Here is a 12,604-nt window from a genome sequence, read left to right as displayed (position 1 = left end):
GCCCCGGAGGGCCCGCCGGACGGTTCATCCGTCCGGCGGGCCCTCCGTCGTGCGTTTCCGCAGCCGGGACCGCTCGTTGGACAGGCCGCACTCCCCCCACCCCCGTGACGAAAGTGACGATGATGAAGGTTCTGAAGGCCGCCGCCGTTGTCGCCGGCTCCCTGACGCTGGCCGGCGCCGCCGCCCCCGCCTTTGCCGCCGACGCCGCCCCCGCGATGCCGCCCATGAGCCTCAACGGCGCCCTGAACGAGATCACGAGTCAGCCGACGCTGGACGTGCAGCCGGTGAACACCAACCTGCTGGACCCGAAGCGCCAGGACAACGCGATCGCCACGGTCACCGGCGCCGCCCAGGGCCTCAACGCCCCCGGCGGCCTCCTGGGCGGCGTGCCGGTCGGCAAGTAGCTCCCTGGATTCATCCCCTTTACGGGGGTGTGTCCTTGCCGGGATTCCGGCGATCTCCCCCCATACGATCCAGATCCTCTCCCTGTCACGAAAGGTTCTCCCATGAGCACTTCGAAGAAGGCCGCCTTCGTTCTCGCCGCCGCCGGTATCGCCGCGGGTGCCGCGTCCGGTGCCGCGTTCGCCGACTCGGGCGCCCAGGGCGTCGCCGCCCACTCCCCGGGCGTCCTGTCGGGCAACCTGGTCCAGGTCCCCGTCCACGTCCCGGTCAACGTCTGCGGCAACACGGTCAACGGCATCGCGGGCCTCAACCCGGCGTTCGGCAACACCTGCGTCAACAACTGAGCTCGCCGTTCCGCCTCGAAGGCCGGCCCCGGGAACGCTCCCGGCGCCGGCCTTCGGCATTTCCCGTTCCACGTTCGGCGCAATTTCCCCGAACTCACTTGTACGCACTCCTGTTTGACGCCTTATCGAAAGAGTGGGAGGCGTTCGGCCGATGGGGTGACGCGCGCCGGGGAAACCCGAATGCGATGGCTAGGCTTCTTCGGTGACTTCGACGTCGAGTATTGAGACCACTTTCCGGCCCGGCGATCTGGGCACCCTGGCCGTCATCGCCTGGAGCGGTGAACACGACGACGGGCAGGGCGACATGCCTTTCCTGCTGGCGTACTCGCTGGGCGACTCCCCGGCCGGACCGGCCGGTTCGGAGGCCGCCGTGCGCGCGCTGCTCGGCAACAACGGGCTGAGCGTCGCCACCGAGGTCCACGACGGCGCCCGGCACCCGAGCTTCCCCGTGTCGCTGCTCGTCGAGGCGGGCCAGGCCGTCGTCACCATGCCGTGGCTGAACGCCCAGTGCCCCGTGCCGCCGGAGTGGCTCGCGGCCGCCGAGACCCGCGGCAGCGCCTACTTCCTGTTCACCGCGCGCCCCTGGTCCGCCGCGCCCGGACAGCCCGTGGACGAGGAGGAGTTGCGGCGGTTCGCCGGAGCCGAGGAGACCCTCACCGCGGCCGCCCACTGCCTGCTGCCGATCCGCCGGCTGCGGTGAGCACCGGACTGCACCGGTCGACGGCGCGGATCGGCCCCCAGGCGGGCCCCTCCGCTCCGGCCGGCGCCGAAGCGCCCGCGGGCCGCGCCGCGAGCAGGCCGCTCGCCGTACTGCTCGCCCTCACCGGCGTCGCGGGCCTGCTGGCGTCCTGGGTCATCACCCTCGACGAGTTCGAGCTGCTGAAGGACCCGGACTTCACCCCGGGATGCAGCCTCAACCCGGTGATCGCCTGCGGCAGCGTCATGAAGAGCGCCCAGGCCTCGGTGTTCGGCTTCCCGAACCCGATGCTGGGGCTCGTCACGTACGGGATCGTCGTCTGCGCCGGACTGAGCCTGCTCACCGGTGCGCGGATGCCCCGCTGGTACTGGCTGACCTTCGACGCGGGCTGTGCGTTCGGCGTCGGGTTCGTCACCTGGCTGCAGTTCCAGTCGCTCTACCGGATCAACGCGCTGTGCCTGTGGTGCTGCCTCGCCTGGGTCGCCACCATCCTCATGTTCTGGGCGGTGACCTCGTTCAACGTGCGCAACGGCTTCCTGCCGGCGCCGCGCGGCGCACGGGTCCTCGCCGAGGAGTTCGGCTGGGTCATGCCCGTGCTGCACCTGGGCGCGATCGGGATGCTGATCCTGACGCGCTGGTGGAGCTTCTGGACGGGCTGAGTCCACTCGGCCGGACAGTCGGGGGACTCGCAGGGGGGATTCTCAAGGAGGTCAAAAAGACATGAGCTTCACCCGCTTGACCGTGCGCGGAACGCTGGCCGTGTTCGCGGGCTGTGTGGCCGCCGCCGCGGGAGGCGCGGCCCCGGCCGCGGCCGCGAGCGCGCCCTCGGTGCCCGTCGAGGTACCGCTGGCCGGTGTCGAGGACGCGCTGCACGTGGACGCCCCGCACCTGAGCACCGCCGCTCCGCTGCCCATCCCCGGCACGCCCGAGGGCCCGACCTACGACGAGCAGCACCTGCTCCCGCAGGGTGTCGTGCCGCGGCTCCCGCTCGGCACCGAACTGCCCGCCACCGCCGCCGAACTGCCGGTGCCGCAGCTTCTGCCGACGGACACGGTGAAGGAGGTCGGGCTGCACTCCGAGGCGTCCCCGGTGCACGCCGAGTCGCCCGGCGCCTCGGTGAACCCGCCGCTGACCGGGCCGCGCGCCGAGCGCCTCGGACTGCCGGACCTGTCCGCCCCGCAGCTGGGTCTCAGCGTCCCTGACCTGCGGGCCCAGCCGGGCGCCGACCTCGGCCTCGGCTAGGCACCGCGCCCGCCACCGGTGGGCCGGACGCCGCTCGCCGGCCGGCCCACCCGCCCCGTTCCGCGCGGCGAGCCCCGGACCCGTAGAAGAGAGGCGGCCGTGAATCCCGCTGCGCCCCTGACCGATGCGCCCCCGACCGAGACCGTCACCGCGCCACCGGGTGGCGAGCCAGGGCCGCGCCGGCGGCTGCTCACCCGACGCAGTGCCGGGCTGATCCTGCTCGGCGGCGGCGCGACGGCTGCGGGGCTCTGGCAGATGGGCCGGGCGGGCACGGACGCCGACGGGTCCGCGCGCGCGGCCGACGCGTTCGACGAGAGCTACCGGGGCCGCCGCATCCAGGGGGCCCCGGCGCCGGGCGGCGGCGCCTTCGAGGTGAGCGTCGACGGGCGGCCGCTGCATCTGATGCGGCGCGCCGACGGCTCGTACCTGAGCATGGTCGACCACTACACCTCGCACCCGACGGCCCGGGACGCGGCGCGCGGCGCCGTCGACGAGCTGGACGGCCAGACCCTGCGGGCGCACCCCATGTCCGCCGAACCGAAGGTGTGAGGGCCCGTGGTGTACACACGGCAGAACCAGCGGTCCCTGACGAGGGCGCAGAAGCGCCGCTTCGTGGACGCGGTGCTGACCCTCAAACGCAGGGGCCGCTACGACGACTTCGTGGCGATGCACATCGACTTCTACCAGGGCGACGGTGACGGCGGGCTGCGGGTCGCGCACATGACGCCGTCGTTCTTCCCCTGGCACCGCAAGTTCCTGCTGGAGTTCGAGCGGGCGCTGCAGCGGATCGACCCGGGGGTCGCGGTGCCGTACTGGGACTGGACGGCGGACCGTTCGCCGGCCTCGTCGCTGTGGGGCGAGGACTTCCTCGGCGGGAACGGGCGGCGCTCCGACCGGCGGGTGACGACCGGCCCGTTCGCGCGGAGCACCGGGCACTGGACGGTCCGGGAGGCCGTGACCGAAGGCGACTTCCTGATGCGGGACTTCGGGCGGCCGCAGGCGCCGGTGACGCTGCCGAGCGCGGCGCAGCTGGCCTCCGCGATGGACGAGACGCGCTACGACGCGGATCCGTGGAACTCGGTGGCGTCGTCCGGCTTCCGCAACAAGCTGGAGGGCTGGCCGGTGCGGCGCGGCTCCGGCACCTGGTTCAACCACAACCTGGTGCACCGCTGGGTGGGCGGGCACATGCTCGGCGCCGGTTCGGTCAACGACCCGGTGTTCTGGCTGCACCACTCGTTCGTCGACCTGTGCTGGTCGCGCTGGCGGAAGAGGCACCCGGACACCGACCCGTACCTGCCGCGGCGGGCGCTGCCGATCACCGACCGGCAGCACGGCCGGGTGCTCGCGGCGAACGACGTGATGCCGCCGTGGAACACCCCGGTGCGGGACATGCTCGACCACGGCGGGCTGTACCGCTATGCGTGACGGGGAGAACGAGGAGACATGACAGAGCCCCCGGCTCCACCGTGCCGGGGGCTCTCGTCCGCTGGACGCGGCCGGGGTGCGTCAGCCGCCGTAGCCGGCGTCGTCGTAGTCCGAGCCGCCGTAGCCGCCGCCGTTGCCGCCGTCGTCCATGCCGCCACCGCTGTTGTTGACGCAGGTGTTGCCGAACGCCGGGTTCAGCAGACCGATGACGTTCACCGTGTTGCCGCAGGCGTTGATCGGGACGTGGACGGGGACCTGGACCAGGTTGCCCGACAGAACGCCCGGGGAACCGACGGCAGCGCCCTGCGCGCCGGCGTCGGCCGCGGCCAGTCCGGCGCCGCTGAGCACCACAGCACCCGTGCCGAGAGCGACAGCGGCTGCCTTCGCGATGCGAGACATCACGTACTCCTTCTGCTTGCCCGTGCGGCCGCGTGGTCGCAGCCGTCGCCTCTTAAACGGCGGAGCGGCGGGCTCGTAACGGCTGATACTTGGATACTTCCGTAAAAGGGTAGGAATCATGACCCTTCTGGAGTCACCTTGTGCGCCCCCGGTGGGAGAAATGCACGATAACTCCACGAACGCCCCGTCGTTCCTGAAGTAATGACGCGACGTCAGGCATCGGGCGACGAGGAGAGCGAACGCGCATGAAGGTGATCTGTGTCGGCGGAGGGCCCGCGTCCCTGTATCTGGCCGTGCTCCTGAAGCGCCAGGACCCGGGCCACGAGATCCAGGTGTACGAGAAGAACCCGGCCGGTGCCACCTACGGCTGGGGCGTCACCTACTGGCCCGAGATGCTCGACACCCTCATGACGCACGACGAGCCGTCCGCACAGGGCGTCGACCGGCACTCGCTGCGCTGGCGCGACGGCGTCGCGCACGTCCGCGACCGGGTCACCGTGCACGAGGGCGACGAGGGCCGCGCGATCGGCCGGCACCGGCTGCTCGCCCTGCTCTCCGACCGGGCGGCGGACCTCGGCGTCGAGGTGACGTACGGGCGCGCGGTCGCGCCGGACGACGAACTGCTGCGCGGCGCCGATCTCGTCGTGGCCGGCGACGGCGCCCGCAGCGCGCTGCGCGCCCACCACGCCGAGCGGTTCGGCACCCGCGTCACCACCGGCACCAACCGCTTCGTCTGGCTCGGCACCACCAAGGTGTTCCGCTCCTTCACCTTCGCGTTCACGGAGACGGAGCACGGCTGGGTATGGGCCTACGCGTACGGGTTCGACGGCGAGCACAGCACCTGCATCGTCGAGTGCGCGCCCGCCACCTGGGCCGGGCTCGGGCTCGACACGATGGAGCGGGAGGAGGCGCTGCGGCTCCTGGAGAAGCTGTTCTCCGGGCCGCTGGACGGGCACCGGCTGATCGGCCGCACCGACGCCGACGGCCCTTCCCAGTGGCAGTGCTTCCCCACGGTCACCAACGAGACCTGGTCGCACGGCAACCTCGTCCTCATCGGCGACGCCGCCCACACCACCCACTACTCGATCGGCGCGGGCACGACCCTCGCGATGCAGGACGCCATCGCGCTCGCCGCCGAACTGCGCGGCGGGCGCCCGCTCGGCCCGGCCCTCGCCGCGTACGAGCGCACCCGCAGGCGGGAGCTGCTGCCGCTGCAGAGCGCGGCCCGCTACAGCGCCGGCTGGTACGAGAACCTCACCCGGTACATCGACCTGGAGCCGCACCAGATGTTCGCCCTGCTCGGGCAGCGTCACTCGCCGCTCCTGCCCTACGTCCCGCCGCAGCTGTACTACCGCCTCGACCGGGCGATCGACCGGGCGCAGCCCCTGCGCGAACTGAAGCGGCGGCTCGGGCACGGGCTCGCGCGGATGCTGCAGAGCCGCTGAGCAGATTGCAGCGGCATAACGCACGGTGCCCCGAGCCCGCGGGCTTCGTTGAACAGTCCATGGAGCAGCACACCATGGAGCAGCAGCACAAGAGCGAGCCCTCCGAGACGCCGATCTACGAGACGGTCGTGCGCCTGTGGAGCTCCCGCGGCAAGACCCTGCCGCGGCAGGCCGCGCCCGCCCGGCCGTCCCGGGGCTGGGTGCGCGTCGAGCCGTCGGCCGGCGGGTCCGCGGCGCGCGGGTACTGAGCCGCGACACGCCCCCGCACGGAGCAATCAGTGGGAGACGGCGACCGTCATTGGTCAGATATACGGGTCATATCCCCCACCTACAGGGAGAAACGATGCGTCTTCGCGCATTCGCCGCAGCCGCGGCACTGGCCGGCGTCGCCGTGCTGGGTTCCGCGTCCATGGCCTCCGCGCACGACGGTCCTGACGGCGCCACCGCCGTCGGCGTCGCCAAGGACAGCCCGGGCGTCCTGTCCGGCAACGTGGTGCAGGTCCCGATCGACCTCGACGCGAACGTCTGCGGCAACTCGATCAACGTGATCGGCCTGCTCAACCCCGCCGCCGGCAACGTCTGTGTGAACGACTGACGACACCGTCGCAGGTGTGCGCCCGCCCCTACCGGTAGGGGCGGGCGCACCCGCGTTCTCTCGGTGCGGAGCGGGTCAGCCGAGCGCCTCGTCGACCATGCGGGTCCACTGGGCGACGACCCGCTCGCGCCGCGCCCCGTCGTCCTTGAGCAGGGTCGCGAGGCCGAGGCCCCGGGCCATGTCGAGCAGGCCCTGCACGGTCTCCCGCACCCCGGGCCGTGACTCGTCGGCGCCGAGCAGCTCCACCGCCATACGGTGCGCCTCGCGGCCGACCCGGCCCTCCAGCTCGGCGACCCGGCCGCCCAGCTGCGGCTCGTTCGACGCGGCGACCCACAGGTGCAGGGCCGCGCGGAACAGCGGGCCCGTGTACAGGTCGACCAGCGCCGCGACGGCCTCGGCGCGGCCCGCCGGGGTGATCGCGCGCAGCGCCGTCGAGCGCTCCTCGGCCACGTACTCGACGGCCGCCGTGAACAGGTCCTCGCGGGTCGGGAAGTGGTGCTGGGCCGCGCCGCGGGAGACACCGGCGTGCTCGGCGACCACGGAGACGGTCGAACCGGACCAGCCGCGCTCGGCGAGGCAGGCCACGGCGGACTCCAGAAGCCGCTGGCGGGTGGCCCGCGAGCGGTCCTGCTTCGGGGGCGTCGCAGCGCGTGAGGTCGCTGCGCGCGAGGTCACCACACCCATGCGGGGTCCCGTCGTTCGAGGAAGGCCGTCATCCCCTCCCGGGCCTGTTCGGAGGCGAAAAGGCGGGCGGACAGATCCTGCAGGGTCCGCGTGTCCCGGTCGAAGACTTCCAGGACCTTAACCGTGAGCAGCGCCTTCGTCTCGGCCAGGGCCTGCGGCTCGGCCCGGCGCAGTCCGTCGAGGACGGGGGCGAGCGCCGTGTCGGCGTCGTCGCCGGACGCCGTGACGAGCCCGATCCGGGCGGCCTCCGCCGCGTCGAACTTCTCGCCGGTCAGGTAGTAGCGGGCGACCGCGCGCGGGTCGAGGCGGGGCAGCAGCGGCAGGGAGATCACGGCGGGGGCGACCCCGATGCGGACCTCGGTGAAGGCGAAGGTCGACGCGGTGGCCGCCACGGAGATGTCGCAGGCGCCGAGCAGGCCGAGGCCGCCCGCGCGGACGTGCCCGGCGACCCGGGCGACGACGGGTCTCGGCAGCTCGACGATGCCCCGGAGCAGGCCGACGAGGGCGTCCGGGTGCGGCGGGTCGCGCAGGTCGGCGCCCGCGCTGAAGGTGTTGCCGGTGTGGGTGAGGACGACGGCGCGTACGTCGGGGTCCTTGGCGGTGTCGGCGAGGCGCGCGGTGAGTTCGGCGACCAGGGTGTGGGACAGGGCGTTCCGGTTGCCCGGTGCGTCGAGGGTGAGGGTGGTGACGCCTCGGTCGTGGGCGGCGCGGATCAGGGGTTCCTCGGGCATGGCGGCGGTCAGCTCTCCCTCAGCAGGCGGCGCAGGATCTTCCCGGAGGCCGCGCGGGGCACGGCGTCGGTGAAGGCGACGCGGCGGATCTTCTTGTACGGGGCGACGTGCCCGGCGACGAAGGCGAGCACGTCGTCCTCGGTGAGGGCCGGGTCGGCGCGGACGACGAACGCCTTCGGGATCTCGTTGCCGTCCGCGTCCGTGGCGCCGACGACGGCCGCGTCGGCGATGCCGTCGTGGGTGAGCAGCAGGGCCTCCAGCTCGGCGGGGGCGACCTGGAAGCCCTTGTACTTGATGAGCTCCTTGACGCGGTCGACGACGAACAGCCAGCCGTCCTCGTCGACGCGGCCGACGTCCCCGGTGTGCACCCAGCCGTCCGTGTCGATCATGTCGGCGGTGGCGTCGGGCCGTCCGAGGTAGCCCTTCATGACCTGCGGGCCCCGGATGAGGATCTCGCCGGAGTCGCCGGGCGGTACGTCCTTGTCCGGGTCGTCGAGGGACACGATCCGCATCTCGGTGGAGGCGATGAGCTTGCCGACGGTGCCCGGGGGCGGGTTCTCGGCGGCGAGCGGGACGACGTGGGTGCCGGGCGAGAGCTCCGTCATGCCGTAGGCCTGGCCGACGGGCGGCAGGCCGAGTCGGCGGGAGCAGGCCTCCGCGAGGTCGGCGTCCAGCGGGGCGGCGGCGCTGATCAGGTACTTCAGGGAGGAGAGGTCGTAGCCCTCGACGGCCGGGTGCTTGGCGAGGGCGAGCACGATCGGCGGGGCCACGTACAGGGCGGTGATGCGGTGCTTCTCGATCGCGGCGAGGAAGGTGTCCAGTTCGAAGCGGGGCAGGACGACGACGGTGGCGCCCTGCCGCAGCGGGGCGTTCATCAGCGCGGTCAGGCCGTAGATGTGGAAAAAGGGCAGGACGGCGAGGACGCGGTCCTCGGGGCCTGCCGGGACGAGGGGTTCGAGCTGGGCCAGGTTGGTGGCGATGTTGCGGTGGGTGAGCATGACGCCCTTGGGGACGCCGGTGGTGCCGGAGGAGTACGGGAGCGCGGCCACGTCCTCGGCCGGGTCGACCGGCACGTGGGGTTCCGGGGCGTCGGTGCCGAGCATGTCGAGCAGGGAGCGCAGGCCCGAGTCGCCGGACGGGTCGCAGACGAAGATCTCCCGGATCCCGCCGGCCAGTTCGGCGGCGGCGCGGGCCGCGGCGGCGAGCGGGGTCACCGAGACGATCCAGCGGGCGCCCGAGTCCTTCAGCTGCTTCGCGAACTCCTCCGGGGTGGCCAGTGGGTGCACCGTGGTGACGGCGGCCCCGGCGCGGGTCGCGGCGTAGAAGGCGACCGGGTAGGCGATCGTGTTGGGGCTGTGCAGGGCGAGGACGTCGCCGGGGCGGACGCCCGCCTCGGCGAGGCCCGCCGCGATCCGGCGGTGGTACAGGTCGACCTGCGCGTACGTCAGGGTCGTGCCGGCCACCCCGTCGACGAGGGCGGGGGCGTCACCGCGCGCGGCGGCGCCCCCGAGCACGGCGTCGTGGATGGGTTCGTCGACGTGCTCGACGTCCGCGTACTCGCTGAAGAACACCATGCCAACTCCTCGTGAGCGGGAACCGGTCGGGATCAGTACGACTTGGGCAGGCCCAGGGTCTGGTGGGACACGAAGTTGAGGATCATCTCCCGGCTGACCGGTGCGATCCGGGCCACGCGGGAGCCGGTGATGAGGGAGGCGAGGCCGAACTCGCGGGTCAGGCCGTTGCCGCCGAGGGTGTGCACGGACTGGTCGACGGCGCGCACGCAGGCCTCGGCGGCCGCGTACTTGGCCATGTTGGCGGCCTCCCCCGCGCCCATGTCGTCGCCCGCGTCGTACAGGTGCGCCGCCTTCTGCATCATCAGACGGGCCAGCTCCAGTTCGATGTGGACCTGGGCGAGCGGGTGGGCGATCGCCTGGTGGGAGCCGATGGGGGCCTTCCACACCGTGCGGTCGCGGGCGTACTCGACGGCACGGCCGACCGCGTAGCGGCCCATGCCGATCGCGAACGCGGCGGTCATGATGCGCTCCGGGTTGAGCCCGGCGAACAGCTGGAGCAGTCCTGCGTCCTCGTCACCCACGAGAGCGTCGGCGGGCAGCCGCACCTCGTCAAGGGTCAGTTCGAACTGCTTCTCCGGAGCCTGCAGTTCCATGTCGATCTGGCGGCGCCCGAAGCCGGGGGTCTCGCGCGGCACGATGAAGAGGCAGGGCTTGAGCTTGCCGGTGCGGGCGTCGGAGGTGCGGCCCACGACGAGGGTGGCGTCGGCGATGTCGACGCCGGACACGAACACCTTGCGGCCGTTCAGGACCCAGGTGCCGTCGTCGTCCTTGCGGGCGGTGGTGGTGATGCGGTGCGAGTTCGACCCGGCGTCGGGCTCCGTGATGCCGAACGCCATGGTGCGGCTGCCGTCGGCGAGGCCGGGCAGCCAGGCCCGCTTCTGCTCCTCGGTGCCGAAGCGGGAGATCACGGTGCCGCAGATGGCGGGCGACACGACCATCATCAGGAGCGGGGAACCGGCGGCGCCCAACTCCTCCAGGACGATGGACAGTTCGTAGATGCCGCCGCCTCCCCCGCCGTACGCCTCGGGCAGGTTCACACCGAGGTAGCCGAGCTTGGCGGCCTCGGCCCACAGCTCCTCCGGGTGGCCGTCGGCTCCGGTGACGCGGGTCATGTAGTCGCGGCCGTACCGCTTGCCGAGTGCGGCGACGGCGGCGCGCAGGTCCTGGTGCTCCTGGCTTTCGAGGATCGTGCTCATCAGGGCGTTTCCTCCACTACGAGGGCCACTTCGGCCAACAGGGATCCCACCTCGACCTGGCGGCCGACGGCGGTGTGCAGGGCGGTGAGCGTGCCGGTGGCGGGGGCGCAGATGCGGTGCTCCATCTTCATCGCCTCCAGCCAGATCAGGGGCTGCCCCTCGGTGACGGCGCCGCCCTCGGCGAGGCCGTCGGCGAGCCGGACCACGGTGCCGGGCATCGGGGCGAGCAGGGAGCCGGGGGCGCGCTGCTCGCTCGGGTCGGTGAAGCGGGGCAGGGCGGTGAGGGCGGTGCCGTTCACGTACACGCGGTCGCCGTACGCGGCGACAGTGAACGGGCGCCGGACGCCGCCCACTTCGAGGATGACGCGGTCCGGCGCGGCGGAGACGACCTGGACGCCGTCGGCCTCGAAGCCGCCCGCGCGGGTGTGCCGGTAGCGGACCTCGTGCTCGGTGCCCGCGGGTTCGGTGCGGTAGGCGCGGGTCTGGGGCTGCGAGGGGACGTTGCGGAAGCCGCCGAAGCGGGAGCGGACGCGGGTCGCGGCGGCGAGGGCGGCGGCGAGCGGCGCGTACGGGTCCTCTTCGGGGGCGGTCAGCTCGTCGAGGTGGCGCTCGTAGAAGCCGGTGTCCATGCGGGCGGCGGTGAACTCGGGGTGCCGCAGGGACCGTACGAGCAGTTCGCGGTTGGTGACGGGGCCGTGCACCTCGGCCCGCTCCAGGGCGCCGGCCAGGGCGCGGACGGCGGCGGCGCGGGTGGGGGCGTGGGCGACGACCTTGGCGAGCATGGCGTCGTAGTGCACGCCGATCGTGTCTCCGTCGGTGTACCCGGTGTCGAGGCGGACGGTGCCGGGCACCGCGAGGCGGTGCAGCGTGCCGGTCTGCGGGGCGAAGGCGGCTGCCGGGTCCTCGGCGTAGAGGCGGGCCTCGACGGCGTGGCCGCGCGGGGCCGGGGGTTCGGGCTCCAGGGCCTCGCCCTCGGCGATCCGCAGTTGCAGGGCGACGAGGTCGAGGCCGAACACGGCCTCGGTGACGGGGTGTTCGACCTGGAGCCGGGTGTTCATCTCCAGGAAGTGCGCGGCCCCGTCGGCGACGAGGAACTCGACGGTTCCGGCACCGACGTAGTCGACGGCCCGTACGGCCCGCTCGGCCAAGACCCTGATCTCTTCGAGGAGTTCGGGGCTCAGGCCCGGCGCCGGGGCTTCCTCGATCACCTTCTGGTGGCGGCGCTGGAGGGAGCAGTCGCGGGTGCCGAGCGTCCAGACGGTGCCGTGCGTGTCGGCGAGGACCTGCACCTCTACATGCCGGCCGCCCTCGACATACGGCTCGACGAACACCTCGCCGTCACCGAACGCCGACAGCGCCTCGGCGCGGGCCGCCGCCAACTCCACATCAAGGTCGGCCAATTGACGTACGACGCGCATGCCGCGCCCGCCGCCGCCCGCGGCCGCCTTGACCAGGACCGGGAGGTCGGCCTCGGTGACCTCGCCCAGCGGCTCGATGTCCATGAGCTGCTTGGCGCGCGTCTTGGACGCCATGGCCTCGATCGCGGCGGGCGGCGGGCCGATCCAGACGAGCCCGGCGTCCATGACCGCGCGGGCGAAGTCCGGGTTCTCGGAGAGGAAGCCGTAGCCCGGGTGCACGGCGTCGGCGCCCGCGTCGAGCGCGGCCTTCACGACGAGCTCGGCGCGCAGGTAGGTGTCGGCGGGGGTGGCCCCGGGGAGCCGGACGGCGAGGTCGGCCTCGCGCACGTGGAGGGCGTCCGCGTCCGGGTCCGAGTGCACGGCGACGGTACGGATGCCCAGGTCACGGCAGGTACGGAAGACACGGCAGGCGATCTCGCCGCGGTTGGCCACAAGAACACTGGTGATCACGG

General features: G+C 72.8%; 16 protein-coding genes. 10 read left to right on the top strand and 6 right to left on the bottom strand.

Annotation, left to right across the window (positions count from 1 at the left end; genetic code table 11):
* Positions 1 to 122 precede the first annotated feature (122 nt).
* The 7 genes from ACIBTU_RS27935 (at position 123) to ACIBTU_RS27905 (ending at position 4,110) form a co-directional block, all read left to right on the top strand.
* Positions 123 to 404, top strand: coding sequence for a hypothetical protein (locus tag ACIBTU_RS27935; RefSeq protein ID WP_399129427.1), 282 nt, complete (start codon positions 123 to 125; stop codon positions 402 to 404).
* 102 nt (positions 405 to 506) lie between these two features.
* A complete protein-coding gene (locus tag ACIBTU_RS27930; protein ID WP_399129257.1) occupies positions 507 to 746 on the top strand; it encodes a chaplin in 240 nt (79 codons plus the stop codon).
* A 202-nt stretch (positions 747 to 948) separates the two neighbouring features.
* Entirely contained in the window at positions 949 to 1,446 is a 498-nt protein-coding gene (locus tag ACIBTU_RS27925; RefSeq protein WP_399129256.1) for a DUF5949 family protein, read from the top strand.
* A 29-nt stretch (positions 1,447 to 1,475) separates the two neighbouring features.
* Entirely contained in the window at positions 1,476 to 2,102 is a 627-nt protein-coding gene (locus ACIBTU_RS27920; protein WP_399129425.1) for a vitamin K epoxide reductase family protein, read from the top strand.
* A 61-nt stretch (positions 2,103 to 2,163) separates the two neighbouring features.
* Positions 2,164 to 2,685, top strand: a complete 522-nt coding sequence (locus ACIBTU_RS27915; protein WP_399129255.1) for a hypothetical protein — start codon at positions 2,164 to 2,166, stop codon at positions 2,683 to 2,685.
* 99 nt (positions 2,686 to 2,784) lie between these two features.
* Positions 2,785 to 3,234: a tyrosinase family oxidase copper chaperone gene (locus ACIBTU_RS27910; protein ID WP_399129254.1), complete on the top strand. Its 450-nt coding sequence runs from the start codon at positions 2,785 to 2,787 to the stop codon at positions 3,232 to 3,234.
* 6 nt (positions 3,235 to 3,240) lie between these two features.
* On the top strand, positions 3,241 to 4,110 hold the full coding sequence (locus tag ACIBTU_RS27905; protein WP_399129253.1) for a tyrosinase family protein: 870 nt from the start codon (positions 3,241 to 3,243) through the stop codon (positions 4,108 to 4,110).
* An 81-nt stretch (positions 4,111 to 4,191) separates the two neighbouring features.
* Here ACIBTU_RS27905 and ACIBTU_RS27900 read toward each other — a convergent pair whose 3' ends face one another.
* Positions 4,192 to 4,509 (bottom strand): chaplin, encoded by a 318-nt coding sequence (locus tag ACIBTU_RS27900; protein ID WP_399129252.1) that lies wholly within the window; start codon positions 4,507 to 4,509, stop codon positions 4,192 to 4,194.
* Positions 4,510 to 4,754: 245 nt separating this feature from the next.
* On the opposite strand from ACIBTU_RS27900, the gene ACIBTU_RS27895 reads away from it, so the two are divergent.
* The 3 genes from ACIBTU_RS27895 to ACIBTU_RS27885 all read left to right on the top strand — a co-directional run bounded on the left by ACIBTU_RS27895 (position 4,755) and on the right by ACIBTU_RS27885 (position 6,549).
* Positions 4,755 to 5,954: an FAD-dependent monooxygenase gene (locus tag ACIBTU_RS27895; protein ID WP_399129251.1), complete on the top strand. Its 1,200-nt coding sequence runs from the start codon at positions 4,755 to 4,757 to the stop codon at positions 5,952 to 5,954.
* Between the two features lie 59 nt (positions 5,955 to 6,013).
* Positions 6,014 to 6,202, top strand: a complete 189-nt coding sequence (locus tag ACIBTU_RS27890; RefSeq protein ID WP_399129249.1) for a hypothetical protein — start codon at positions 6,014 to 6,016, stop codon at positions 6,200 to 6,202.
* A 95-nt stretch (positions 6,203 to 6,297) separates the two neighbouring features.
* Positions 6,298 to 6,549, top strand: coding sequence for a chaplin (locus ACIBTU_RS27885; RefSeq protein ID WP_399129247.1), 252 nt, complete (start codon positions 6,298 to 6,300; stop codon positions 6,547 to 6,549).
* 75 nt (positions 6,550 to 6,624) lie between these two features.
* Here the strand turns inward: ACIBTU_RS27885 and ACIBTU_RS27880 are convergent, their stop codons facing one another.
* The 5 genes from ACIBTU_RS27880 to ACIBTU_RS27860 are packed head-to-tail and all read right to left on the bottom strand — an operon-like array spanning position 6,625 to position 12,602.
* Positions 6,625 to 7,233, bottom strand: a complete 609-nt coding sequence (locus ACIBTU_RS27880) for a TetR/AcrR family transcriptional regulator (RefSeq protein ID WP_399129246.1) — start codon at positions 7,231 to 7,233, stop codon at positions 6,625 to 6,627.
* Positions 7,221 to 7,964 carry an enoyl-CoA hydratase family protein gene (locus ACIBTU_RS27875; RefSeq protein ID WP_399129244.1) on the bottom strand — a complete coding sequence of 248 codons (744 nt, stop codon included), beginning with the start codon at positions 7,962 to 7,964 and terminating at the stop codon, positions 7,221 to 7,223. Before ACIBTU_RS27875 ends, ACIBTU_RS27880 begins: the two co-directional genes overlap by 13 nt.
* Positions 7,965 to 7,972: 8 nt before the next feature.
* Positions 7,973 to 9,535 (bottom strand): 4-coumarate--CoA ligase family protein, encoded by a 1,563-nt coding sequence (locus tag ACIBTU_RS27870; RefSeq protein ID WP_399129424.1) that lies wholly within the window; start codon positions 9,533 to 9,535, stop codon positions 7,973 to 7,975.
* Positions 9,536 to 9,570: 35 nt separating this feature from the next.
* Positions 9,571 to 10,734: an acyl-CoA dehydrogenase family protein gene (locus ACIBTU_RS27865; protein ID WP_399129243.1), complete on the bottom strand. Its 1,164-nt coding sequence runs from the start codon at positions 10,732 to 10,734 to the stop codon at positions 9,571 to 9,573.
* Positions 10,734 to 12,602, bottom strand: coding sequence for an acetyl/propionyl/methylcrotonyl-CoA carboxylase subunit alpha (locus tag ACIBTU_RS27860; RefSeq protein WP_399129242.1), 1,869 nt, complete (start codon positions 12,600 to 12,602; stop codon positions 10,734 to 10,736). Before ACIBTU_RS27860 ends, ACIBTU_RS27865 begins: the two co-directional genes overlap by 1 nt.
* Positions 12,603 to 12,604: the final 2 nt, after the last annotated feature.

Source organism: Streptomyces sp. NPDC050145 (assembly GCF_044460245.1).
Taxonomy (GTDB): domain Bacteria; phylum Actinomycetota; class Actinomycetes; order Streptomycetales; family Streptomycetaceae; genus Streptomyces.
This window is presented reverse-complemented; position numbering and strand designations above follow the sequence as displayed.